Origin of the sequence: Pseudomonas nunensis (assembly GCF_024296925.1) — a bacterium.
GTDB lineage: Bacteria > Pseudomonadota > Gammaproteobacteria > Pseudomonadales > Pseudomonadaceae > Aquipseudomonas > Aquipseudomonas nunensis.
Window position 1 is genome coordinate 3,403,116 of the sequence record NZ_CP101125.1, and the last position, 25,477, is coordinate 3,428,592.

Annotated in this window: 21 protein-coding genes; 15 read left to right on the plus strand and 6 right to left on the minus strand. The window is 60.5% G+C overall.

Translation table 11 applies throughout. From position 1 onward, the window contains the following. Positions 1-1,305, minus strand: a complete 1,305-nt coding sequence (locus NK667_RS14495; RefSeq protein WP_054052689.1) for an MFS transporter — start codon at positions 1,303-1,305, stop codon at positions 1-3. 274 nt (positions 1,306-1,579) lie between these two features. Beyond that, a complete protein-coding gene (locus NK667_RS14500; RefSeq protein ID WP_054615201.1) occupies positions 1,580-2,362 on the minus strand; it encodes an SDR family oxidoreductase in 783 nt (260 codons plus the stop codon). Positions 2,363-2,517: 155 nt separating this feature from the next. Here NK667_RS14500 and NK667_RS14505 point away from each other — a divergent pair, with 155 nt between their 5' ends. The 3 genes from NK667_RS14505 to NK667_RS14515 all read left to right on the plus strand — a co-directional run bounded on the left by NK667_RS14505 (position 2,518) and on the right by NK667_RS14515 (position 5,147). Next, complete coding sequence (locus NK667_RS14505; protein ID WP_054615202.1) at positions 2,518-3,684, plus strand: iron-containing alcohol dehydrogenase; 1,167 nt, start codon at positions 2,518-2,520, stop codon at positions 3,682-3,684. 13 nt (positions 3,685-3,697) lie between these two features. Continuing rightward, the gene (locus NK667_RS14510; RefSeq protein WP_054615203.1) at positions 3,698-4,012 is read left to right on the plus strand and encodes an NIPSNAP family protein; all 315 of its coding nucleotides are present in this window, start codon (positions 3,698-3,700) and stop codon (positions 4,010-4,012) included. Between the two features lie 151 nt (positions 4,013-4,163). Beyond that, positions 4,164-5,147 carry a cyclase family protein gene (locus tag NK667_RS14515; protein ID WP_054615204.1) on the plus strand — a complete coding sequence of 328 codons (984 nt, stop codon included), beginning with the start codon at positions 4,164-4,166 and terminating at the stop codon, positions 5,145-5,147. On the opposite strand, the gene NK667_RS14520 is transcribed toward NK667_RS14515, so the two are convergent. The 3 genes from NK667_RS14520 to NK667_RS14530 form a co-directional block, all read right to left on the minus strand. Then, positions 5,140-6,069 (minus strand): LysR family transcriptional regulator, encoded by a 930-nt coding sequence (locus tag NK667_RS14520; RefSeq protein WP_054615205.1) that lies wholly within the window; start codon positions 6,067-6,069, stop codon positions 5,140-5,142. The two genes, NK667_RS14515 and NK667_RS14520, sit on opposite strands and share 8 nt — an antisense overlap. Before the next feature lie 258 nt (positions 6,070-6,327). Beyond that, positions 6,328-7,266: a cyclase family protein gene (locus NK667_RS14525; protein ID WP_054052699.1), complete on the minus strand. Its 939-nt coding sequence runs from the start codon at positions 7,264-7,266 to the stop codon at positions 6,328-6,330. 359 nt (positions 7,267-7,625) lie between these two features. Continuing rightward, entirely contained in the window at positions 7,626-8,834 is a 1,209-nt protein-coding gene (locus NK667_RS14530) for an NAD(P)/FAD-dependent oxidoreductase (protein ID WP_054615206.1), read from the minus strand. A gap of 148 nt (positions 8,835-8,982) precedes the next feature. Here NK667_RS14530 and NK667_RS14535 point away from each other — a divergent pair, with 148 nt between their 5' ends. The 6 genes from NK667_RS14535 (at position 8,983) to NK667_RS14560 (ending at position 17,110) form a co-directional block, all read left to right on the plus strand. Continuing rightward, positions 8,983-9,969: a GlxA family transcriptional regulator gene (locus NK667_RS14535; protein ID WP_054052703.1), complete on the plus strand. Its 987-nt coding sequence runs from the start codon at positions 8,983-8,985 to the stop codon at positions 9,967-9,969. A 431-nt stretch (positions 9,970-10,400) separates the two neighbouring features. After that, positions 10,401-10,697, plus strand: coding sequence for a hypothetical protein (locus NK667_RS14540; protein WP_054615207.1), 297 nt, complete (start codon positions 10,401-10,403; stop codon positions 10,695-10,697). Between the two features lie 272 nt (positions 10,698-10,969). Beyond that, positions 10,970-13,690, plus strand: coding sequence for a magnesium-translocating P-type ATPase (gene mgtA, locus NK667_RS14545; protein ID WP_054615208.1), 2,721 nt, complete (start codon positions 10,970-10,972; stop codon positions 13,688-13,690). A 124-nt stretch (positions 13,691-13,814) separates the two neighbouring features. Beyond that, positions 13,815-14,993, plus strand: a complete 1,179-nt coding sequence (locus NK667_RS14550) for an integrase core domain-containing protein (RefSeq protein WP_054055318.1) — start codon at positions 13,815-13,817, stop codon at positions 14,991-14,993. Positions 14,994-15,119: 126 nt separating this feature from the next. Then, the gene (locus NK667_RS14555) at positions 15,120-16,769 is read left to right on the plus strand and encodes a Na/Pi cotransporter family protein (protein ID WP_054615209.1); all 1,650 of its coding nucleotides are present in this window, start codon (positions 15,120-15,122) and stop codon (positions 16,767-16,769) included. Then, positions 16,757-17,110, plus strand: coding sequence for a DUF2493 domain-containing protein (locus NK667_RS14560; protein WP_054615210.1), 354 nt, complete (start codon positions 16,757-16,759; stop codon positions 17,108-17,110). The genes NK667_RS14555 and NK667_RS14560 overlap by 13 nt, the downstream gene beginning before the upstream one ends. A 436-nt stretch (positions 17,111-17,546) precedes the next feature. On the opposite strand, the gene NK667_RS14565 is transcribed toward NK667_RS14560, so the two are convergent. Beyond that, positions 17,547-18,470, minus strand: a complete 924-nt coding sequence (locus tag NK667_RS14565; RefSeq protein WP_054052714.1) for a LysR family transcriptional regulator — start codon at positions 18,468-18,470, stop codon at positions 17,547-17,549. A gap of 175 nt (positions 18,471-18,645) precedes the next feature. Here NK667_RS14565 and NK667_RS14570 point away from each other — a divergent pair, with 175 nt between their 5' ends. The 6 genes from NK667_RS14570 to NK667_RS14595 all read left to right on the plus strand — a co-directional run bounded on the left by NK667_RS14570 (position 18,646) and on the right by NK667_RS14595 (position 25,465). After that, a complete protein-coding gene (locus NK667_RS14570) occupies positions 18,646-19,782 on the plus strand; it encodes an iron-containing alcohol dehydrogenase (RefSeq protein ID WP_054052716.1) in 1,137 nt (378 codons plus the stop codon). An 84-nt stretch (positions 19,783-19,866) separates the two neighbouring features. Continuing rightward, positions 19,867-20,646 (plus strand): enoyl-CoA hydratase-related protein, encoded by a 780-nt coding sequence (locus NK667_RS14575; protein WP_054052718.1) that lies wholly within the window; start codon positions 19,867-19,869, stop codon positions 20,644-20,646. A gap of 1 nt (position 20,647) precedes the next feature. Further along, positions 20,648-21,853 (plus strand): CaiB/BaiF CoA transferase family protein, encoded by a 1,206-nt coding sequence (locus NK667_RS14580; RefSeq protein ID WP_054052719.1) that lies wholly within the window; start codon positions 20,648-20,650, stop codon positions 21,851-21,853. 171 nt (positions 21,854-22,024) lie between these two features. After that, positions 22,025-23,068, plus strand: a complete 1,044-nt coding sequence (locus NK667_RS14585; RefSeq protein ID WP_054615211.1) for a TRAP transporter substrate-binding protein — start codon at positions 22,025-22,027, stop codon at positions 23,066-23,068. Positions 23,069-23,083: 15 nt separating this feature from the next. Further along, complete coding sequence (locus tag NK667_RS14590) at positions 23,084-24,982, plus strand: TRAP transporter large permease (protein ID WP_054615212.1); 1,899 nt, start codon at positions 23,084-23,086, stop codon at positions 24,980-24,982. Positions 24,983-25,009: 27 nt separating this feature from the next. Next, the gene (locus tag NK667_RS14595) at positions 25,010-25,465 is read left to right on the plus strand and encodes a thioesterase family protein (protein WP_054052724.1); all 456 of its coding nucleotides are present in this window, start codon (positions 25,010-25,012) and stop codon (positions 25,463-25,465) included. The last annotated feature ends 12 nt before the right edge of the window (positions 25,466-25,477 follow it).

The following is a 25,477-nucleotide window of genomic DNA, read 5'->3' on the forward strand; positions in this document are numbered from 1 at the left end:
TCAAGCCAGACCCCGTTCCCGATAATCGATCAGGCTGGAGAAAATCGCCAGCAGCAGGGCCATGACCACAAAGAAGATCAGCACCAGGAAGTACGAGCCAGTGAACTGCACGATCAAGCCGATCAGGATCGGCACGATCACCCCGGCCATGTTGCCGCAGAAGTTCATGGTGCCGGCCAGCACGCCGGTTTTCGAGGTGCCGCCGAGGATCGACGGAATGCACCAGTACATGCCGCACCAACGAATGAAAAACATCGCCACGCAGAGCAGACCAATCGCTTTGCTCGCCTCGTTCGCGTAGGCCACCGCCAACATGCACAGCGCCGCCACCAGTGCTGAGCCGCTGAACATGCTGCGCATTACCAGGTTGGGCGAGGCGCCGCTGGATTTCCATTTGTCGCCGAGGTAACCGCCGACCAGTTCACCGACGAAGCCGCACATGAAGATCAAAAACGTCGCGCCGCCCATGCTCGAAATATTCAAGCCGTGGGTCTGGTGCAAGTAGCTGGGCATCCAGGTCAGCAAGCCGTAGAACACGCTGAGGATGCAGCAGTAACCGGCGAACATCGCCAACACCGAGCGGTCCTTGAGCAGTTCCTTGAGAGGGATGCTGGTGACTGCGCCGGGTTGGCTGGTCTGGCGATTGCCTTCAGTGATGTGCGCCAGTTCCGCAGCGTTGACGCCGGGGTGTTCGCTGGGGTGGTTGCGGATGTATTTCCAGGCCAGCACACCGGCGAGCATGGTGCCGACCCCGGCGATCACGAACGCGATGCGCCACGAGTCGAACCAGCCGATCAGGCCCGCGATGATGATCGCGCCAAACGCACTGCCCAACGGCGCGCCGCCGTCCACCAGCACCGCACCGCGCCCGCGTTCGTTGGGGGTCAGCCAGGCGCCGTTGAGTTTGGCGCCGGCGGGCATGATCGGCGATTCGGCAATGCCCAAACCCATGCGGGTGATGAGCAGGAGGATCCAGTTGTGCGCCCCTGCGGCCAAGGCCTGGAATGCGCCCCAGGCGACGGTGGCAATGACAATCACACGGCGAGTCTGGAAGCGATCCAGCAGCATCCCGCCGGGTATCTGCATCAACGCGTAGGACCAGAAAAACGCGCTGAGCATCAAGCCTTCCAGCGCGGGCGGGATCTGGAATTCACTGGAAATCAGCGGCAACGCCACCGACAGCGAGGCGCGGTCGATGTAGTTGATTGCAGTAAGCAGCAACATGATCAGGAAGATGCGCCAGCGCACGCTGGTGGGACGCTCGGCGGCGGACAGGGACAGTGTTTCGGCACTCGGGTTGTTCATGAGGGGCGCTCTTTATTGTTGTGGATGCAAGCGGCCCAATGCCCATCAGTCACGACGCTAAACCTGTAGGAGCGAGGCTTGCCCGCGAAGGCGGTGTGTCAATAACGATAATGTTGGCTGACACGCCGCCTTCGCGGGCAAGCCTCGCCCCTACAGGGGTTTGCGTCATGGCTGGCTGGCGTTAGGCAAGCAGCCCCACTCTAATCACGCGCCCGACGAGTGAATAATGATGGGATCTGATTGGGGGATTACCAAACGTCATCCCCCGCAAAGATCAGAACGTGCCGGGAAAGCTGCCGCCGTCCAGCAACAGGTTTTGCCCGGTGAGGAAACCGGACTGGGCGCCGCAGATGAACGCGCAATAGGCGCCAAACTCATCGGGCTGGCCGAAGCGTTGGGCCGGCACATGTTTGCGCCGTTGTTCACTGATGTTCTCGACGCTGGTGCCGTTGGCGTCGGCCGCAGCGCTCAGGGTCTTATGCAAGCGCTCGGTTTCGAACGGGCCCGGCAGCAGGTTATTGATCGTCACGTTGTTTCCGGCCAGCCGCGACTGACGCGCAAGCCCGGCAATAAAACCGGTAAGGCCACTGCGGGCGCCGTTGGACAAACCCAGCACATCGATCGGCGCCTTCACCGCGCCGGAGGTGATGTTGACGATGCGCCCGAACCCACGCTCGGCCATGCCATCGACGCACGCCTTGATCAGCTCGATGGGCGTGAGCATGTTGGCGTCCAGCGCCTTCAGCCAGTCTTCGCGCTGCCAGTCGCGGAAGTCACCGGGTGGCGGGCCGCCGGCGTTGTTGACCAGAATGTCCACCTGCGGACACGCCGCCAGCACCTGCTCGCGCACTACCGGTTCGCTGATGTCCCCGGCCACGGTGCGCACTTCGACGCCAAGGCTGCGCAATTCTGTAGCGGCGGCCAGCAAGGTTTCTTCGCCGCGCGCATTGATCACCAGGTTGACGCCCTCCTTCGCCAAGGCCCGCGCGCAGGCCAGACCCAAGCCTTTGCTGGCGGCGCAGACGATGGCCCAGCGGCCCGAAATTCCCAAATCCATGACGATGCTCCTGACAGTTGAAAAACCTTACGTTACCACTGCTGCCCGATACCTCAGGGGATGACAAAGGGTGATCACCGGATCAGACCTTTTCATTATCAGCCGCCCGCCCCGCTTATTACTGTCTCCCGACCAATAAGAAACCGGAGACACCCATGAACCCGTTCCAGTTTTATTTCCCCACAACTTTGAAGAGCGGCAACGGCCTGGTGCGTCAGGCCGGTGCATTGCTCAAGCCGCATGTTCGAAAAAAACTGCTGGTGGTCACCGATCAGGGGCTGATCGCGTCCGGGGTGATGGAAAGCTTTTTCGCCTCGCTGGCTGAAAGCGAAATCAGCTACGAAGTGTTCGCCGGCGTCGAACCGAATCCCACCACCGACGTGCTGGAACGCGCCGTAGCCTTCCTGAAAAGCCACGAGTGCGATGCAGTGATCGGCGTCGGTGGCGGCAGCAGCATCGACACCGCCAAGGGCGTGGCGGCCATGGCCACCAACCCCGGCAACATCCTCGACTACGAAGGCTACGACAAACTGCTGCACCCGCCGCTGCCGATTTTCGCGATCCCGACCACCTCCGGCACCGGCAGCGAATGCACCGCATCCACCGTGTTCACCAACACCAAGACCCTGTTCAAGACCGTGATCATCAGCCCGGCGCTGTTTCCGAAACTGGCGATCCTCGACTCTGAGCTGACCCTCAAGTTGCCGCCGTCGATCACCGCCGCCACCGGCATGGACGCCCTGACCCACGCCATCGAATCCTATGTGTCGAAGCAGGCCAACCCGGTCAGCCAGGCCCTGGCTCTGCAAGCGATCAAGATGATCTGCACGCACCTGCCCAAAGCGTTTTTCACCGGCTCCGACCTGCATGCCCGTGAACAGATGCTGCTTGGTTCATTCCTCGCCGGCGTCGCGTTCGCCCAGTCGAAACTCGGCAACGTGCATGCGATCTCCCACACCTTCGGCGGCGTGTTCAACATCCCCCACGGCATCGCCAACGCGACGCTGCTGCCCTACGTCATCGAATACAACCTGGCGGCCTGCCCGGAGCTGTTTCGCGAGATCGCCATTGCCATGGGCGAAGACGTCGACGGCCTGAGTCCGGCCAACGCCGGCCGCAAAGTGGTCGAGCACGTGATGGCGCTGAACCAGGCCATCGGCATCCCCGCCAACATCAAGGACCTGGGCGTGGACCTCGACTACATGCCGCAGATGGTCAGCGACTCCATGCGCAGCGGCAACGTGCTGGTCAACCCGCGCCTGACCACCGCCGCCGATATCGAACGGATCATCAACAACGCCTACCACGGCACTCATTCCTGAAGAGACCAACCCCATGTTTTACGAAATGCGCACCTACACGATCCAGATCGGAAAAATGCAGACCTACCTCAAGCACTTCGAGGAAAACGGCCTGCCGGTGATCTCCCGCTACGCCAAGTTGGTGGGCTGGTGGTACACGGAAATCGGCGAGTTGAACCAGGTAATTCATATCTGGGCCTACGAAAGCCTGGATGAGCGAATCAAGAAACGTGCGGCGCTGTACCAGGACGCGGATTGGCTGGAAGGGTTTGTGCCGATTGCGTTTCCGATGCTGGAAAAAATGGAATCAAAACTGCTGATCGCGGCGGATTTCTCACCGATCAAATAATCCCTGACCAACCACAACTCCCCCTGTGGGAGCGGGCTTGCTCGCGAAGGCGGAGTGTCAGTCGCCATAGATGTGCCTGATACACCGCTTTCGCGAGCAAGCCCGCTCCCACAGGGGACAGTGGTAACCCGTCAAATCCAAGGACAACCTCATGTGCGACCACAACACCAATAACACCGCCGCCGACCGTTCTCCCGACATCAAAAAACTCCTCGAAGGCCTGCCCACCAATTGGGGCAAATGGGGCCCGAACGATGAAGTCGGCGCCCTGAATTACCTGCAAAGCGCCGAGATCCTGCGCGGCATCGCTTCGGTGCGCCAGGGCAAGACCTTCACCCTGCAAGTGCAGATCGGCCATCCCAAAGGCGAACCGCTGTGGCCCGGCCGCCGCCCGTCGATGCGGGTCAATGTGCTGGACAAGGGGCATTTCCTCGCTGGCAAAACCCACTTCGACGGCCATGTGGAATACGCCGACGATGTGATTTTCATGCACCTGCAAGGCTCGACCCAGTACGACGCGCTGGGCCATGTGTGGCACGACAACAAATTGTGGAACGGCTACGACGCCATGAGCACCATCGGCAGCATGGAGAAGGCCAGCATTTTGCCGATTGCCGAGCGTGGAATTGTCGGGCGCGCGGTATTGATCGACATGGCCCGTCATCGCGGCAAAGCGGTGCTGGACAAGGGCGAAACCTTTAACCATCTGGACTTGCTGGCAGCGGCGAAAGCCCAGGGCATCGAGATCGAGAAACGCGACATCCTGATCATCCGTACCGGCTGGATCGGCTCGTTCTATGACCGCGAACCGGAAGAGTTCTACAAGGACTTCGCCGAGCCGGGCCTGACCTTCAGCCGTGAACTGGTGGAATGGTTTCACCAGATGGAAATCCCCAACCTGGTCACCGACACCATGGCCAACGAAGTGGCGGTCGACCCCACCACCGGCGTGCTGATCCCGTTGCACAACGCCTTGATGCGCAACCTCGGCGTGACCTTCACCGAAGTGGCGCTGCTCGATGAACTGGCCAGTGATTGCGCCGCCGACGGCCAGTGGAAGTTCCTCTACACCGCCGCGCCGCTGAAGATTGTCGGCGGCACCGGAGCACCGGTGAATCCGATCGTGATCAAGTAGTCAGGTCGTTCTGCAATTCGTTGATCAGCAGGGTCGCCGCCGGAGACAGATCGGCGCCGGCCCTGGTGATCACGCCGAAGGGTTCGTTCAGCGCACGTAACGCCACCGGTAGCTTCACCAGCAGATGGAATTGCTCGCAGTACTCGGCGACTTCCACGGGAATCACCGCCAGCAGCGTCGGGTCCTGTTGCACCAACAGAATGGTGGCGAGGATCGACGAGGTTTCCAGCGGATAACGCGGGATCTTCAGCCCTGCTTCGTTGAGCTCGCGTTCCAGGGCCTGGCGCATCGGCATGTCCTTGGGGTAGACGACCCAGCGGTAATCGCTCAATTGCGCGAGGTGCAACGCCTCTTCGCAGGCCAGCGGATGGTCTTTGCTGGCGACCACCGCCAGGGGTTCTTCGCTCAACTCGATGCAGTCATAAGCCTCGGTGCGCTGGCCAACGCTGGTGCGACAAATCGCCAGATCCAGCCGCCCTTGATCCAGCAATCCGAGCAACGTGGCGCTGGTGTTCTCCACCAGTTCCACCGAAAGATCAGGTTGCTTGAGGCGCAACGCGGTCAAGGCCCGGGTCAGCAACGGCACCGCGCCCATGATCACCCCCACCGACAATCGTCCGCCCTGCCCCTGCAGGATGCTGAGCATTTCCTCGTGCAAATGCTCGACATCACTGTGGATCAGCCGGGCGTAGCGAATCATGCAACGCCCCATTTCATTGGCCACCAGACCTTTGGGCTGGCGTTCGAACAGCGGCATACCGATCAGCGATTCGACTTCATGCAGGGCTTTCGTCGCGCCTGATTGGGAGATCGAAATCAGCTCGGCAGCCTTGTGCAAGGAGCCCCGATCATCCAGAGCGATCAGCAGGCGCAGTTGTTTGAGCCGCAGGCGTGAAGCGATGCTGGCAAGGGTAGGAACCATGTCCGTGTGTTCTCCATTCCAGGAAAAAATGCTCAGGCAAAAAACAGCCCTTGTAGCAGCTGGCGAAGCCTGCGTTAGGCCCTGTAGCAGCTGGCGAAGCCTGCGTTCGGCTGCGAAGCAGTCGCGAAATCAGTCAACGCGGTGCTTCAGCAGGACCGCATACTCTGAATTTACGACTGCTTCGCAGCCGAACGCAGGCTTCGCCAGCTGCTACAAGGGCCGAATTCAGGTTTCGTCAGCTGCTACGGGTGGTGGGTATCAGTGGATCGCTACCGGGTTGATGTTGACCTGGGTCGAGCCCTTGTACAGCGGCTGGCCGAGGACAAACATGAACTCCCAGGCCTTGTCTTTGACCAGCGCGCGGCTGTCGATCAGCTCCAGGTTGTAGATGCCGTTCTTGGCCAGCATGTACTGGTTGACCGGGAATTCCTGGCCGTCTTTGGCCGGGTAGATTTCCGACGCCCAGGTGTCACCACCGAAGGCGACGATCTGCTTGTCGACCAGCCATTTGGCCGCAGCCATGCCGATGCCCGGCTCAACCGCGAGGAACTTCTTGTTGTCCTTGCCCAGCAGCTCCAGCCAACCGGTGTTGAACAACACCACATCGCCTTTCTGGATGGTGACGCCTTGCAGGTCCAGGGCTTTCTGGATGTCGGCGACGGTGAATTCGGTTTTCTCCGGCACAATTGGCGTGCCGTACACGGCGGTCATGTCCAGCACCACGCCACGGGTGACGATCGGCGGGACCTTCTCGATGCCGAGTTTCTTCACGCCTTCGACGGTGACGAAATCCGCCGCGCGATTGCCGTTGTAGTAGACGTAGTCGATGCCGATATGGCCGATGCCATTGAGCTGAGTGCCGACGCCGGTCCAGCCCACAACCAGTTCATCGTTGAAGGTGAATTTGTTCGGGCCCGTGGTCGTGCCACCCGCTTCGCCCGGCTGGACGTTGGTCAGGTTGAAACTGCGATGACGGAAGGCCGGGAGGGTTTTGTCGATCGGCACGGCCAGCGGATAGGTCTTGCCGGTCTTGATCAGTTTGGCGGCGTTGAGCACCGAGTCGGCGTTGAGCAGATTAAGCGCGCCGATTTCATCGTTGGCACCGTATTTCGAGGGGTACCACTTTTCGGCATCCGCAGCTTGAGCGGCACTGAAGGTAAAGAGCAAGGTAAAAGGCAGTATCAAACGATTAAGCATTGGGGGCGTCCTTATGGGGTTGCAGTGACCCCAAGGTACGCAGCCCGCCTGTGCGGAAACAGACAGGTATGGGCAATACATTTGTTCTGGAAAGGCACAGGTCCCGTAGGAGCGAGGCTTGCCCGCGAAAGCGTCGTACCAGCCGACATCAATGTGTCTGACACACCGCCTTCGCGAGCAAGCCCGCTCCCACAGGGAACTGGGTCGGCTACAAATCTTGCAGACAATACCCAAATAAATGTGGGAGCGGGCTTGCTCGCGAAAGCGCAGTGCCAGTCGACATCAACGTGTCTGACACAACGTCTTCGCGAGCAAGCCCGCTCCCACAGTGGTCGGTGTGAAATCCAAATGGCGCTACATCAGCCGTAAACCATTTCCGGATTGCCAGCCTCCAGCGCCGCCGCACGATTAGCCGCCGGCGGATAAATCCACTGGGTGTTGATCATGCGTTTGCGCGCCTTGCCTTCGTCGTGGGTCAGCAGTACCTGGCGATCCCAGCCTTCGGTGTACACCGCGCCCCACTCGCCCAGGTCCAGGCAGGTGGCGTAGAACGGCTGGCGGTATTCCAGGGTCGGCACGCCCACCAGATCGGCGGCGACGTTATGCCCGGCAAAGCGGCCCATGAAGATCGCGTGCTGGCAGGACATCAGCGAGTAATGACCTTCGTCATCGGTCAGGGCCATGGCCACATCGCCCGCCGCGAACACGTGATCAGTGCCAACCACACGCAAGTCACCAGTAACTTCAACGCGGCCCTGGCGATCCAGTCGCGACGAGACTTGCGCAGTGAGACCGCTGGCGATCATGCCGCCGGTCCAGATCACAGTCTTGGCTTCGATACGTTTGCCGGCAGCAGTCAGCACACCGTTTTCATCGATCGCCACCACCCCGGAGCCGAGCTGGAACTCAATGCCCATCGACGCCAGCGCTTCAGTGATCATCGGCCGTGGTTTCGGGCCCAGGTCCGGGCCGATTTCTTCGTTGCGCTCGATCACGATGATCTTGAATCGGGCATCGGCGCCATGCAGGCTGCGCAGGCGTTCCGGCAATTCAGTGGCGACTTCCAGACCCGTGAAACCACCGCCGACGACCACGATGGTGTTGCGTGCCGGCGAATCCGGCAGGTCGCCCAACTCCGTCAAATGAAGATCCAGCTTTACCGCATCGGACAACTGGTCAACCGCGAAAGCGTTTTCCAGCAGGCCTGGCACTGGCGGGCGATTGAGTTTGCTGCCGCTGGTCAACACCAGCCGATCATAGGGCACGCTGATGTGTCGGCCATCGCTGGTCCGCGCATGCACCACCCGTTCGCTGGAGGTGTCGATGCGCTCGACTTCGGCTTCGATGAACTTGACCCCCGCCGCTTCCAGCAATGGCAACAGCGGCGAACTCATCTCGTGGGGAGCCTGTTCGTGCAGGCGCGGACGAATGACGATTTCCGGCTTGGGGGAAATCAGGGTAATTTCCACGTCGTCAGTCTTGCCGTTGAGGTCCAGCACGCGTGCCGCGCCCAAGGCGCTCCAGACACCGGCGAAACCGGCACCGACGATCAATATTTTGCGGGACATGATGGCTACCTTCGTTCTCGTGATGGAGGCAGACAATTCGCGACTGCCTGCCGGTTCGGGAATCGATGGTAGGGCTGGACGCTGGTCCCCGAAATGACATAAAACCCTGAAATCCTGCCGTTTTTACCCGGCGTTGTGGAAGCTGCCCATGAATGAAATTGCCCAGCCGCGCTCAATCGTGTTTGTCGCCTACCCCGACATGGGCTTGCTGGACCTGACCGGGGCGCAAACCGTGTTCTGGGCCGCGTCCAAAGCCATGGCCGAACGCGGTTTGCCGGGGTACGAGCGCCACACTGCAAGCCTGACCGGAGGCTTGATCCAGACCGCCGAAGGACTGGTGGTCGAGACCTTGCCGTTAAGCGATTTCGCCGAGCAGGCCATCGACACCCTGATCGTTCCCGGCGCGCCGAATATTCGCCAGGCGATGCATGATTCCCTGGAGCTGGTCACATGGTTGGCGGCGGCTTCGGCCAAAGCCAAGCGCACCGCCTCGGTGTGCAGCGGCACGTTTTTGCTGGCACAGGCCGGGTTGCTTGAAGGCCGGCGCGCGGCGACCCATTGGGCGATGTGCGACATGCTCAAGGAAGGCTTTCCATCGATTGAAGTCGACAGCGATGCGATCTTCGTCCAGCAAGGCAACGTGTGGACGTCGGCGGGGGTCAGCGCCGGGATCGACCTGGCACTGGCATTGGTGGAAGCCGATTGCGGCCGCGAAGTGGCGTTGCAAGTGGCACGCGAACTGGTGGTGTTTCTCAAGCGTCCCGGCGGCCAGGCGCAGTACAGCGAGATGCTCCAGGCGCAAACCAAGGACGGCGCGGTCTTCGACGACTTGCACCTGTGGATCGCGCAGAACCTGAGTCGTGAAAACCTCACGGTCGAGGTGTTGGCCGAACAGGTACAAATGAGCCCGCGCAACTTTGCCCGGGTCTACAAACTCAAGACCCGTCGCACCCCGGCCAAAGCCGTGGAAGTGCTGAGGCTGGAAGCAGCGCGGCGGCTGTTGGAAGACTCTGAACGCAACATTGACCAGATCGCCCGGCAATGCGGGTTTGGTGATGAAGAACGGATGCGTTTTACCTTTCAACGCAACCTCGGTGTTTCGCCACGGGATTATCGGAACCGGTTTTCCCGTTGATTCACCGCTGTATTTGTAGGAGCGAAGCTTGCTCGCGAAGGCGGCGGCACATTCAGCGATGATGTGACAGATACATTGCCTTCGCGAGCAAGCTTCGCTCCTACACTGTCATTTACCTGAACCAACTTTAACTTCAATAAAGAAATATGAAGTTTCCACATTCGATAGCGCATTAATCGAACATTTACGGTTGACTTGCCCCACCTGCCTGAGTAAATTGCGCGGGCCGGTTTCACAGGCCTTTTTTCAACTCACAAAAGAATCCAATGGACACAGTATCTAGTCGCTGTCGGGTAACTGCGAATTCGCAGGATCTGGCACATAACCCAGAACATGACGGGACTCGACTTTGCGGTCGGGTGAGCTGCGCTAGAGCTTGATGCTCCACCGTAACTTGCCTCGCCGGCGTCAGTCCGGTCCAGAGGTATGTTATGAACTTCAAATCCACTGTAATGCCCGGCGTACGCGCCTTTGCCTCGACCATGCGGGTCAAGTCCTGCCGTGAGCGTCTCGCCACCGCCGTGGCCCGCGCGCCGTTTTCCAGCCAATCCTCCCCTGCCAAGGCACACCTGCGTGCCAACTGGCGCTTCTGCCCGATGACCGGCCAGCTTCAGCAACGCTGGAGCGTCGACGACAGCCCGGAACCACCGAGTCGGCGCATCACGCGTCTGTTCCAGCAGGCGAGCCAGATGCTCGGTCTGTTCCTCGGGGCGCGCACTTTCAATTGAACTGAAGGCACTTTAAAAGTCCTTCCCCTGCGTTTTCCTTATATAGGAATTCGGCAAATTTTTATTGCCTTTTAAATAGAGAGTTAGTTATGGACGAAGCCAGTAGACGGTTCGCTGCCCACAACTATTCAGTTGCTGGACAGCGAACGTTAAACCCTGAAACGCAACTATCAGAATCGATCGCCTATTTGCGGCTCGACATACGTGCGCTCGTCTTTCATTAGCTGAGGTGCCTGTGTGTCGTGCCGCAAGCCTGCGGCAGGAGCACAGCAATGACCCTTGTAAACACCGCAAAAAAAGCCACTCGCGGCGCCAGCACCGACAACGCCAAACTGTCGATGCGCGCCGCCCGGGAAGCGCAAAACGGCCTCGCCGTGACGCTGACCAACCTCAACGCCAGCACCGACGGCCTGACCGAGCTCGAAGCCCAGGGCCGCCTGGCGCGCAACGGTCACAACGAAGTGGCCCACGACAAGCCGCCTCACGCCCTGATCCAACTGCTTAAAGCCCTGAACAATCCCTTCATCTATGTGTTGCTGACCTTGGCCGGTATCAGTTTTTTCACTGATTACTGGTTGCCGATCAGCAGCGGCGAAGCGGATGACGCCGACCTGACCAAAGTCATCATTATCATGACCATGGTCAGCCTCAGCAGCCTGTTGCGGTTCTGGCAGGAATACCGCTCGGCCAAATCCGCCGAAGCCCTGAAGGCGATGGTACGCACCACCGCCACCGTACTGCGCCGCGAGCACAACAACGGCACACCACGGCTGCGCGAAGTGCCGATGCGCGACCTGGTGGCCGGCGACATCGTGCAGCTGAGCGCCGGTGACATGATCCCGGCGGACATTCGCCTGATCGAATCCCGTGACTTGTTTATCAGTCAGGCAGTGCTGACCGGCGAAGCGTTGCCAATCGAGAAGTACGACACCCTCGGCAACGTCGCGCAGAAGTCCGCCACCAGCGCGGCGCCTGATCAATCGAACCTGCTGGACCTGCCGAACATCTGCTTCATGGGCACCAACGTGGTCAGCGGCACCGCGAAAGCCGTGGTGGTCGCCACAGGGGCGCGGACTTACTTCGGTTCCCTGGCCAAAGCCATTGTCGGTTCCCGGGTGCAAACCGCGTTCGACCGTGGGGTGAACAGCGTCAGTTGGTTGCTGATCCGCTTCATGCTGGTGATGGTGCCGATCGTGTTCCTGCTCAACGGCTTCTCCAAGGGTGACTGGGGCGATGCCTTCCTGTTCGCCCTGGCGGTGGCCGTCGGTTTGACCCCGGAAATGCTGCCGATGATCGTCAGCGCCAACCTGGCCAAAGGCGCGATGGCGATGGCCAAGCGCAAAGTGGTGGTCAAGCGCCTCAACGCGATCCAGAACTTCGGTTCGATGGACGTGCTGTGCACCGACAAGACCGGCACCCTGACCCAGGACAAAATCATCCTTGAGCACCACGTCGACAGCCACGGCCGGCGCGACGATTCGATCCTCGAACTGGCGTGGCTCAACAGCCATCACCAGAGCGGTTTGAAAAACCTGATGGATCAGGCGGTGGTGCAGTTTGCCAATGCTAACTCAGCATTTCGCGTGCCTTTCGCCTACAGCAAAGTCGATGAATTGCCGTTCGATTTTGTGCGGCGGCGCTTGTCAATCATCGTCAAAGACAGCCGCGACGATCACCTGATGGTGTGCAAAGGCGCGGTTGAGGAAATGCTGTCGATCGCCAGCCACATCAACGAAAACGGTCAGGTGATCGCCCTGGATGCACAGCGGCGCAAAGACTTGCTGGCGTTGGCCAACGAGTACAACGAGGACGGCTTCCGGGTGCTGCTGGTGGCTACTCGCGAGATCCCGAAAGCCCAGAGCAAAAACCAGTACCACACCGCCGATGAGCGTGAGCTGGTGATTCGAGGCTTCCTGACGTTCCTCGATCCGCCGAAGGAAACCGCCGGCCCGGCGATTGCCGCGCTGCGGGACATGGGTGTGACAGTCAAGGTGCTGACCGGCGACAACGCCGTGGTCACCTGCAAGATCTGCCGCGAAGTCGGACTCGATCCGGGCACTCCGCTGCTCGGCCAGGACATCGAGCACATGGACGACACCACCCTCAAGCTGCAGGTTGAGGAACGCACGGTGTTTGCCAAGTTGACGCCGCTGCAGAAATCCCGGGTGCTCAAGGCCCTGCAAGCCAACGGTCACACCGTGGGTTTCCTCGGCGACGGCATCAACGATGCGCCGGCGCTGCGCGATGCGGACGTCGGGATTTCGGTGGACAGCGGCACTGACATCGCCAAGGAATCGGCGGACATCATCCTCCTGGAAAAGAGCCTGATGGTGCTCGAAGAAGGCGTGCTCAAGGGCCGCGAAACCTTCGGCAATATCATGAAGTACCTGAACATGACCGCCAGTTCCAACTTCGGCAACGTGTTCTCGGTGCTGGTGGCCAGTGCGTTCATTCCGTTCCTGCCGATGCTGTCGATTCATCTGCTGCTGCAAAACCTGATGTACGACATCTCTCAGTTGGCGTTGCCGTGGGACAAGATGGACAAGGAGTTCCTGCGCAAACCGCGCAAGTGGGACGCGAAGAACATCGGGCGTTTCATGCTGTGGATCGGTCCGACCTCGTCGATCTTCGACATCACCACGTTTGCGCTGATGTGGTACGTGTTCGCCGCCAACAGCGTGGAAATGCAGAGCCTGTTCCAGTCCGGCTGGTTCATCGAAGGGCTGCTGTCGCAGACGCTGGTGGTGCACATGTTGCGTACCCAGAAGATTCCGTTCTTCCAGAGCACCGCGGCGTTGCCGGTGATCCTCGCGACCGGCACGGTGATCTGCCTGGGCATCTACATCCCGTTCTCGCCGCTGGGGACGCTGGTCGGTCTGGTGCCGTTGCCGTGGGAATACTTCCCTTGGCTGGTGGTCACGTTGCTCAGCTACTGCGTGGTGGCGCAGACCATGAAAACGATCTACATCCGCCGGTTCAAGCAGTGGTTCTGATCGCCTGAACACCACCATCCCCTGTGGGAGCGGGCTTGCTCGGGTAGAAACCGGAGACATCCTTTACGTTTTAAACCGGAGACATCCTTTACAGGTGTGAAATCCGGTCAGGAGGTGCCTGACCATGCCCTGGAATCGAGAGTCCCCGATGGATCAACGAATCAAACTCATAGGCGACTGGCTGCAAGGCAGCTACTCAAAAATCGAGCTGGCCCGTCACTACGGGCTCAGCCGGCCTACGTTGGACAAATGGCTTGCACGCTACGAGGCACATGGCGTTGATGGGTTAAAGGAGTTGTCACGGCGCCCGCATACGAGCCCCTTCAAAATCAGCGACGAGGTGCTTGAGTTGCTAATCGCGTACAAGCGCGAGCACCACAGTTGGGGGCCTGAGAAGCTGGTGCATAACCTCAGGATCGATCACCCAGAGTTGTCTTGGCCAGCTGTCAGCACGGCAGGCGAGTGGCTTAAACGAGCAGGCCTGGTGCAGAAACGCCGCTTTCTCAATCGTCCGCCAGCAGGGAAAAATCCGCTGCGCGATGCCACTGCGCCTAATCAGACATGGGCTGCGGACTTCAAAGGAGACTTCGCACTTCAGAACGGCCAACGTTGTTACCCACTGACCATTACCGATCATGTCAGCCGATTTTTATTGCTGTGCAGGGCTCAGAGTAGCGTTGCCGGTGCCCGCGAAGGATTTGACTGGGCATTTCGAGAGTTCGGTTTGCCTGACGTAATCCGCACAGATAATGGCTCCCCCTTTGCCTCCACCGGTATTTCACGCATATCCAGTCTGGCGGCGTGGTGGATACGACTAGGGATCTATCCGGAGAGAATCCAGCCGGGGCGCCCTGACCAGAATGGCCGTCATGAACGCATGCACCGAACGCTCAAGGCTGCATTGCTTCACGCACCGGAACGTAATCTGGTGGAGCAACAGTTGGCATTCGAACAGTTTCGACAGGAGTTCAATTTCGTAAGACCACACAAGGCTTTAGAGATGAAAGTTCCTGCGGCCCTCTACGAGCCATCTCAACGGCAGTACGACGGACACGTGCCCGAGGCCGTTTACGCTTCGGACATGACGATCCGCATGGTCAGGCAGAATGGGTCGATGAAATGGAAAGGTAAGATGATTTTCGTCAGTGAATCCCTGGCAGGTGAGGCGTTAGGGCTCAAGGAAGTGGACGATGATGTGTGGGATATTTACCTTTGTAACTACCTTTTAGGCAGGCTGAAAAGCGGCGAAACCCGCCTTTCAAGCCAGCAGAAACGTAAAGGACGTCCCCGGTTTCAATCGTAAAGGATGTGTCCGTTTCTACATCGCGAAGGCGTCGTGTCAGTCAACATTTGCGTGAACTGACACACCGCATTCGCGAGCAAGCCCGCTCCCACAGTTAAATGTCACGCTAAAAAAAGGAGAGTTCTCATGTCGGGAACGACTCTACTGATCAACCTCGCCGGCGCCATTGCACTGTTGCTGTGGGGCACGCACATGATTTCTTCGGCGCTGTTGCGTGGCTTCGGCACGCCGCTGCGTCAATGGATGGGCCAGCACCTGAGCAACCGCTGGCTGGCCTTGCTCGCGGGCATCGGCATCACCGGCATCTTGCAAAGCAGCACCGCCGTCAGCCTGATGGCTACTTCGTTCACTGCCGCCGGCACCTTGGGCCTGGCACCAGCGCTGGCAGTAATGCTCGGCGCCAACATCGGTTCCACCCTGGTGGTGCAACTGCTCAGCGCTGACATCTCGATCCTGACCCCGCTGGTGCTGCTGACCGGGTTGATCGTTTTCCGATCGAGGGATGACTCGCGTTTCGAGAGCATCGGCTGTGCGCTGATCGGCTTGGGGTTGATGTTGATGGCCCTGCACCTGCTCGGCTCGACCCTGGCGGAGGTGGAAGGCACGCCGGTGTTCCAACTGATCATGCAAAGCCTCGACGGCGATCTGTTGATCGCGTTGCTGGTGGCGCTGATCCTCACCTGGCTGTGCCATTCCAGCGTGGCGGTGGTGCTGTTGATCGTTTCCCTGGCTGCGACCGGAATGCTCTCGGTGACCACCCTTGTCGCGTTAGTGCTGGGGGTGAATATTGGCGGCGCGTTGCCGTCGGTGATCAATGCCGGCTCGAACGTTGGCCGGCGCCTGCCCCTCGGCAATCTGCTGGTGCGCACGCTTGGCGCGGCGGTGGTATTGCCGTTGGCCGGGTGGTTTGCTGGGTTGAAGCTTGATCCAGCAACGTTGGTGGTTTACCTGCACAGCGGTTTCAACCTGCTGCTGGCGCTGGTGTTTATCGGTTTCACCCAGCCGATGGCCAAATTGCTGACTCGCCTGTTGCCGGAACCGCCACGGGATGTCGATCCAGGCATGCCGCGCTACCTCGACGAGGCGGGTCTGGAGGTGGCCAACATCGGCCTGTCGAATGCCGCCCGCGAAGCACTGCGCATTGCCGATATGCTCTCGGCCATGCTGGAACGCACGCTGCAACTGTTCCACACCTCGGCGCCGGTCTGTGCCGATGAGGTGCGGCGCATCGATCAATCCCTCGACGTGCTCAGTGCGGCGATTCGTGCGTATCTGGCGGACATCGGCCAGGAAGGCATCAGCGACAGCGATGCTGATCGTGCCCAGGAAGTCCTCACGTTCGTGATCAATCTGGAACATGCGGCGGACATTCTTTCCAGCAGCCTCATGCAACTGGCCATGCGCCGTTTGCGCCGTGGCGAACATTTCTCGGTGTTCGAGCTGCGCAACATCGCGCCGTTGCACGAGGCGTTGCTGGAAAGCCTGAGTCTGGCGATCACCGTGTTCCTGCGCGAAGACATCGGCACCGCACATCAACTGGTCCAGCGCAAGGAAACCGTGAGAAAGCTGGAAGCCGACGCCAGCCGCGCGCACTTTCGCAAACTGCAGGAGGACAAAAGCACCTGGGCCGAATCCGGGGACATCTTCCAGCGCGTGCTGCGTGACTACCGTCGGGTACATCACCACATCGCCGCCCTCGCCTACCCGTTGCTGGAACGGGTCGGTGAGTCGCTGGGTGATGATCAGGTCAAGGAAACCTCGCCATGCGCGTCCTGATCTGTGCCGGCCGCCATTACACCGACAGCCGCCAGTGCCGCCGCGTGCTCGACGCCTTCCAGCGCCTGCACCCGGTGCAGGTGCTGATCCATAGCGGCAATCAATACCTGGGCGCCGACATCGAGGAATGGGCCCGTGAACACGGCGCCGATATCGTGCGCTACCCGCCCAACTGGCAACGCCACGGCAAACTCGCCGAACGCCTGCGCAACCACTTCATGCTGCGCGACAGCCGCCCCGACGTGGTCATCGCCCTGCCCGGCGGCGAAGACACCGAAGAACTCGTCACCCAGGCCCGGGCGGCGGGTCTACAAACCCTGTCGGTAACGGATCGCGATTGAACGACCAGAACACAAATCCTGTGGGAGCGAGCCTGCTCGCGAAGGCGGTGTGTCAGGCCGCATCAATGTTGAATGTGATGGCCTCTTCGCGAGCAAGCCCGCTCCCACACTGGATCTCCAGTGAACACAAAATCTGTGATCAACCTCGCCCCCCTGTGGGAGCGAGCCTGCTCGCGAAGGCGGTCTGTCAGGCAGCATCTGCATCAACTGATCCACCGCTTTCGCGAGCAAGCCCGCTCCCACAGGGAACGGAGGTTGATCACAAGTTTTGCGTCCACCAGAGATCCACTGTGGGAGCGGGCTTGCTCGCGAAGAGGCCATCACATTCAACATCAATGCTGCCTGACACCCATCCCGACATTGCGCCAAACGCAAATCAGATTTTCCGCAATTGCACGAATGCGCGATTCCAAAGCCAGTCAGTATTCCGACAGCCTCAATTCGGGTTCAACAGCGCCTCGCGTAACAGCCGGGCGGCTGGCGAGTCGGGCACGTTTTTGCGCGAGACCAGTTCATAGGGTTCGCTGCGCGACGTAATGGGCAGCGGCAGCGTGGTGGTAAAGCCGTAGCCGGAGCAAAACTTCGCCACGTCGGTGGACACCAGCGCAACAAGGGTCGGGTTTTCCTGGAGCAGCGACAACGTGGCGAACGCCGAGGTGGTTTCCAGCAGGTGCACCGGGAAGCGCAAGTCGGCTTCGTGGAATTCGCGCTCCAGCAGCAAGCGCATGGGCATGTTGGCGCGATAGACCACCCAGCGGTAATCCACCAGGTCCTTGAGCGAGAGTTGCCGCGCGTAGGCGAATGGATGTTGGGTGCTGGCGATCACCGCCAGGGTTTCTTCGACGAATGTAGAGCTCTCATATAAGTAGGGGGTGGTGCTGATCGTAGTGCGGCAGATCGCCAGATCCAGGCGACCGGCGTCGAGTTGGCTGAGCAACGCGGCGCTGGTGTCTTCGACGATCTCGATGGACAGTTTCGGGTTGTCGGCAATCACCCGGCTGATCGCGGTGGTCAGCAGCGGCACGGCGCCCATGATGGTGCCGACCGACACGCGCCCGCCCTCGCCGCTCATGATGCCGATGATCTCTTCGCGCAGGTGCGCGAGGTCGGTCTGGATCAATCGCGCGTAGCGAATTACCGAGCGTCCGGCGTCGTTCGGTTCAAGCCCCCGGTTAGTCCGGGTGAACAGCGAAGTGCCGAAGGTGGTTTCAATTTCCTGCAGCGCTTTGCTCGCGCCGGGCTGGGTCAGCGCGACCTGTTTGGCCGCGCCCAGCAAGGAGCCGTGCTCGTCCAGCGCAATCAGCAAACGAAGCTGTTTGATGTGCAGGCGGGACATGATCGAGTTCAGTGAGGGCGTCATCAGGGTTAACTAAAAGTTATAGAGGTATCGAAAGTTGTCAGTATCGGGGCTCGCCACGACGGCCCTATAGTCCACCCCACAACCAGGCAATGCAATGGGTTTGACCAGAGAGCGATAGCCCTCCTGCCGCAGGCCGATTGCAACAATAACAATCCTGTATAACTTGTGGTGAATCATGTCCCTCATCAATTACGTCACCAAAATCCAGTTCGGCTACGACAGCCTGGCGCATCTGGCCGCCGAAGCCGAGCGCGCCGGCATCACCCGGCCACTGATCGTCACTGACATTGGCGTGCGCAATGCCGGCATCGTCGACAAAGTCATCGCCGCCCTCGGTGGTAGCGCTCCAACGATTTTCGACGCCACGCCACCCAATCCCAACGAACACGCCGTACGTGAAGCCGTCGCGCAATATCGCCTCGGCGAGTGCAACGGCATCATCGCGGTCGGTGGCGGTTCTTCCATTGATCTGGCCAAAGGCGTGGCGGTCTGCGCCACCCACGACGGCCCGCTGCAAAGCTTTGCGGTGATCGAGGGTGGACTGGATCGCATCACTGCCGCCACCGCGCCGTTGATCGCGATTCCGACCACCGCCGGCACCGGCAGCGAAGTCGGTCGAGGCGCCATCCTGATTCTCGACGATGGTCGAAAAGTGGGCGTCATCTCACCGTATGTCGTGCCCCGCGTGGCGATCTGCGACCCCGAACTGACCCTCGGTTTGCCAGCGATGCTCACCGCCGCCACCGGCATGGACGCGATCGCGCATTGCATCGAAACGTTCATGGCCCCGGCCTTCAATCCCGCCGCCGATGGCATTGCCCTGGATGGCCTGTGGCGTGCCTGGGAACACATCGAACGCGCCACCACCGAGCCCGGCGACCGCGAAGCACGGATGAACATGATGAGCGCCTCGATGCAAGGCGCCCTCGCATTCCAGAAAGGCCTGGGCTGCGTGCACAGCCTGTCCCATGCCTTGGGCGGGATCAATCCGAAGCTGCACCACGGCACCTTGAATGCGATCTTTCTGCCAGCCGTCGTCGACTTCAATGCCAACGCCCCGACCGTACGTGACGAACGCAAGCTCGAACGCCTGCGCCACGCCATGGGCCTTGAGGCCGACGCCGATATCGGCGCCGCCATCGAGGACATGACCCGCCGCCTCGGCCTGCCGACCCGCCTGCACGAGATCGGTGTCGATGAGAGCCTGTTCGCCGGCATCGTCGAAGGCGCGTTGCACGATCACAGCCACAAGACCAACCCGCGCGAAGCGTCATCTGCGGACTACCTGTCGATGCTCGAACAATCGCTGTAAGCAGCCGCTATCCAACAACAATAAATCAGGAGGCAACCGCGTCGTCGAACTCACCCCACGAGCCTCGACGCCAGCGGAACTATCATGAAGCCCACCGTCCTTATCGAACGGCAAGCGTCCATTGCCATCGTCACCCTCAGCCACCCCGGAAAAATGAACGCCCTGACCCTGTCCATGTGGCAGGACCTGGGTGATGTCATGACCGAACTGTCCGCTGACACCTCCGTGCGCTGCGTGGTGTTGCGCGGTGCTGGTGAACAGGCGTTTGCCGCTGGCGCCGATGTCAGCGAATTCCCCAGCGTGCGCGCCAACCAGACCCAGGCCCGCCACTACGCCGAAATCACCTCGGCAGCCATGCGCGCCGTGGTCGAATGCCCACACCCGGTGATCGCGATGATCCACGGCGTATGCGTCGGCGGTGGCCTGGAAATCGCCGCGTTGTGCGACCTGCGCATCTGCGGCACGTCCAGCCGTTTCGGCGCGCCGGTCGGCAAGTTGGGGCTGGTCATGTCCTATGACGAAATGGCCGGTCTGGTGGCATTGGCCGGGCGCTCGACCACCCTCGAGATTCTCCTCGAAGGTCGCATTCTCGACGCCAACGACGCCTATGTGAAAAACCTCGTGACCCGGGTCGTGCCGGATGCCGAGGTCGAGTCCGAAACCCTCGCCAGCGCCAAACGCATCACCCAAGGCGCACCTCTGGTCGCTCGCTGGCATCGCCAGGCCGCGCGTCAACTTGAAGCAGGCATGGCACCCACTGCCGAGCAGATCGACGCGAGTTATTCCTGCTACGACACCAACGACTTTCAGATCGGCCTGAACGCGTTTATCGCGAAAGCCAAACCACAATTCGAGGGCAAATAACATGGGACCGCTGACAGGCATGCGCGTAGTAGAACTGGCTCACATCATGTCCGGGCCGGTGTGCGGAATGATGCTGGCCGACATGGGCGCTGACGTGGTGAAGGTCGAGAAAGTCCCGGACGGTGATGATTCGCGCCGCTTCTCACCGATCATGCAAAGCGGTGAGTCCGCCTCGTTCATGGTGGTCAACCGCAACAAGCGCGGCATCGGCCTGAACCTGAAAACCGAGGGCGGCCGCGATGTGTTGCGCCGGCTGTTGATGGACGCCGATGTGGTCACGGAAAACTACCGGGCCGGCACCATGGAGAAATTCGGCCTGGGCTACGAAGCACTGAAAGTCATCAATCCGGGACTGATCTACTGCGCGATTTCCGGCTACGGGCGCAGCGGGCCATTCGGCGAAAAAGGTGGTTTTGACCTGATCGCCCAAGGCATGAGCGGCATGATGAGCATGACCGGTGAAGCCGGGCGTGAACCGGTCAAGGCCGGCTCGCCAGTGGCCGACATCAACTCCGGCATCCTCGCCGCCCTCGGCATCTGCGCCGCCTACGCCGCCAAACAGAAAACCGGCCTCGGGCAAATGGTCGACACCTCGCTGTTCGAGGCCGGCCTGCAACAGATGTACTGGCCAGCAGCGGCGTATTTCGCCGACGGCACCATCCTGCCGAAAATGGGTTCGGCCAACTCCACCAGCGCGCCATACCAGGTGTTCCGCACCTCCGATGGCTGGATCAATATCGGCGCGGCCAACCAGGCCAACTACGAGCGTTTGGTCGAAGCCCTGGCCGTGCCGCAACTCAAGGCTGACCCGCGTTTCGCCAGCAATGCGCTGCGCATGGAGCATCGCCTGGCACTGGTGGAAATCCTCAACGAAGTGTTGGTCGCGCGCACCACGGATGAATGGATGGTGTTGTTCGACAGCCTCGGCCTGCCTGCCGGGCCGGTCCTGGACATCGCCGCCGCGCTGGCGCATCCACAAACCATTGCTCGCGGCATGGTCGTCGAAACCGAACACCCCACCGAAGGGCGGGTGCGCGGCATGGGCCTGCCGATTCACTTCTCCGACATGGACAACGGCGCCGTGCCGGCCAGCCGTCACGCGCCGCTGCTGGGCGAACACACCCGCGAAGTGCTGAAGGAAAGCGGGTATGCGGATGATGAAATCGACGAACTGATTAAAAGCAAAGCCGTGGTGGCATTGGCCTGACGCAGGCCCCCCTGTGGGAGCGGGCTTGCTCGCGAAGGCGTCGTGTCAGTCCGCATTTATATCAACTGATCCACCGCATTCGCGAGCAAGCCCGCTCCCACAGGGGAACAGGGTTTGCACATTTGATCCGCAGTTTTTTTGAACAACTACAAAAACAATAAGGTGAACATCATGAGCCGTATCTTGACCGAGACTGTCAGCCGCCGATCATTCCTGGTATCTGCCGGCGTCACCGTCGGTGGCGCGTTTGCCGCCAACCTGCTGCCGTCCAGTGTCTTCGCCGCGACCAAGCCGATTGTGTTGCGCTACACCAGCAGCCTGCCCGACACCCATCCGCTGAACAAACAGATGAAGGCCGCGTCCGAAGCGATCAAGGCTGAAACCAACGGTGCCGTGGACTTGCAGGTGTACGCCAACGGTGCCATGGGCGGCGACACCGACATGCTGTCCCAGGTACGTGCCGGGGCCATCGATTTCATTCCGTTGCCAGGTGCGATTCTCTCGACCCTGGTGCCGGCCATGTCGATCGAAAGCATGCCGTTCGCGTTCAAGGACTACGAGAGTGTCTGGGCCGCGCTGGACGGCAAGCTCGGCGAGTACGTACGCGCCAAGACCGAGAAAGTCGGTCTGATCCCGATGGAAAAAGTCTGGAACAACGGCTTCCGCCAGATCACCAGTTCGACCCGGCCAATCAACACCCCGCAAGACCTCGCCGGTTTCAAATTGCGCGTGCTGGTCAGCCCATTATGGACTTCCATGTTCAGCGCCCTCGGCGCCTCCCCGACCGGCATCAGCATCAACGAAACCTATTCCGCGTTGCAGACCAAAGTCGTCGACGGCCAGGAAAACCCGTTGGTGGTGGTCGAGTCCGCACGCTTCTATGAAGTGCAGAAATACTGCTCCATGACCGACCACATCTGGGGCGGTTTCTGGATCGTCGCTTCGGGCAAGACCTTTCCTAAACTGCCCGCCGATATTCAGGAAATTGTCTCCCGGCAGATCAACGCTGCGGCACTCGTTCAGCGTCAACAAGTCATCGACCTCAACACCAGCCTGGAGCCGTCCCTGACCGCCCACGGCATCACCTTCAACAAAGTCGACCGCTCACTGTTCCGCGCCGACCTGCAATCGAAAGGCTTCTACACCCAATGGAAAGACAAGTACGGCCCGGAAGCCTGGAGCTTGCTCGAGCAGTACGCGGGTCAATTGTCCTAAGCCGGAGACCAGGTCATGAAAAACGACATACCAATGACGGATGTTTCTCCCGCTGAAGGACTCAGCCCACGCCAGACCACTTTCCGTCTCGGCCGCGCACTCGATACCGGGTTGCGCTGGCTGACCGAAGGCAGTGCGGCGTTGCTGGTGGTGATCGAAGTCACCCTGCTGTTCTGCAATGTGTTCTCGCGCTACGTGCTGAATCAGCCGATTGTATGGGGCGATGAACTGGCCTCGCTGCTGTTCCTCTGGCTGGCGATGCTCGGTTCGGTGGTGGCGATGCGGCGCGGTGAACACATGCGCCTGACCTCGTTTATCGGGCGCTTGCCTGCGGAAAAACGCGCCTTCGTCGATACCCTGGGCGCGGTGATCGTCATCACCTTTATCGGGCTGCTGTTCACCCCGGCCTGGGAGTACGTCAGCGACGAGTGGATCATCACCACCGCCGCCCTGGAAATCCCCAACGCCTTTCGCGTGTCCGCCATCGCGGTCGGCCTGAGCCTGATGCTGATGACCTGCGTCGCCCGCCTGCTGACCAGCGCGCGGCTGATCGACTTCTCGGTGTCGGTGGCAATGCTCGGCTCCCTGGCAGCGTTGTTGTGGGTCGCGGAAGGTCCGTTGTTGCTGATGGGCAACTGGAACCTGATCGTGTTCTTCATGATTGGCGTGATGGCGATGATCGTGATCGGCGTACCGATCATGGTCGCGTTCGGCCTGGCCACGGTGGCGTACCTGTCGACCATGACCAGCACGCCCCTGACCCTGGTAGTTGGGCGCATGGACGAAGGCATGGCGAGCCTGATCCTGCTGGCGATTCCGTTGTTTGTGTTCCTCGGTGCCTTGATCGAAGCCATGGGCATGGCCCGGGCGATGATCCGTTTCCTCTGTTCGTTGATCGGCCATGTGCGCGGCGGTCTGTCCTATGTGTTGATCGGCGCCATCTACCTGATCTCGGGTATTTCCGGCTCCAAAGCCGCCGACATGGCGGCCATCGCCCCGGCGCTGTTTCCGGAAATGAAAAAACGCGGCGAGGATGAAAACGAACTGGTGGCGATGCTCAATGCCTCCGGGGCGATGTCGGAAACCATTCCGCCGAGCCTGGTACTGATCACCATCGGTTCGGTGACGGGCGTATCGATTTCGGCGCTGTTTACTGGTGGTTTTATGCCTGCGGTCGTGGGCGCCCTCGCCATGGCGGCGGTGATCTGGTGGAAGAACCGCAAAGGCGAAGCCTCCACTGGCAAACGCGCCACGGGCAAGGAAATTGGGCACTCGCTGCTGCTGGCGTTGCCAGCGCTGGCCCTGCCCTTCGTGATCCGCACTGCGGTGGTCGAAGGGGTCGCCACCGCGACTGAAGTCGCCGCGATTGGCGTGGCCTACACCTTTATCGTCGGGTTGCTGTGCTACCGCTGCTTTGACTGGCGCCGCCTGTATCCGATCCTGGTCAGCACCGCCGCGTTGTCCGGCGCGATTCTGATCATCATCGGCAGCGCCACGGCCATGGCCTGGGCCCTGACCCAGTCCGGTTTCTCCCATCAACTGGCGCTGGTGATGTCGACGGTGCCCGGCGGCGCGCTGGGCTTCCTGATCATCTCCGCCGTGGCGTTCATCCTGCTCGGCAGTTTCCTCGAAGGCATCCCGGCCATCGTGCTGTTTGGGCCGTTGCTGTTCCCGATTGCCAAGACCATGGGCATCAACGACGTGCATTACGCCATGGTCGCGATCTTCGCCATGGGCCTGGGCTTGTTCGCGCCACCGTTCGGCGTGGGTTTCTACGCCGCGTGCGCCATCGCCAAGGTCGACCCCAGCGGCGCCATGCGCCGGGTCTGGCCGTACCTCGGCGCACTCGTGGTGGCCTTGGGCGTGCTGATTGCCGTGCCATGGATTTCCATCGGTTTCCTGCCTAACGCCTGACTCATCCTTTGATATCCGAGGTTTCTCATGAATTTCTCCACGCTGGAAGCCGGTACCGCCACCGAACGCAAACTGATCGTCGATCGGGAACGCACCATTTCGTTTTTGGGCGAGGACTTGCGCATCTACGCCACGCCGCGCCTGGTCGATGACATCGAACAGACCTGCCTCGACTACCTGCTGACGTTCCTGGATGAAGGCGAAAACACTGTCGGCGCAGCCGTCGATATTCGCCACGTCGGCGCCACGCTGCTGGGCATGTCGGTGAGCATTGTCGCCACGGTCACGCGGATCGAGGGGCGCAGCGTCACCTTCAATGTCGAAGTACGCGACGACGTCGAGTTGGTGGCCACCGCCGCGCATACCCGCGTGGTGGTCAACGTCGCCAAATTGCGCAGCCGGGTCCAGGCCAAGGCCGAAGCGGCTGCCGCCGGCGAAGTCGAAGACGGCGTGCTCAGTCCTTCCCAATTCGCCTCGCGCTAAGCCAATGGACGC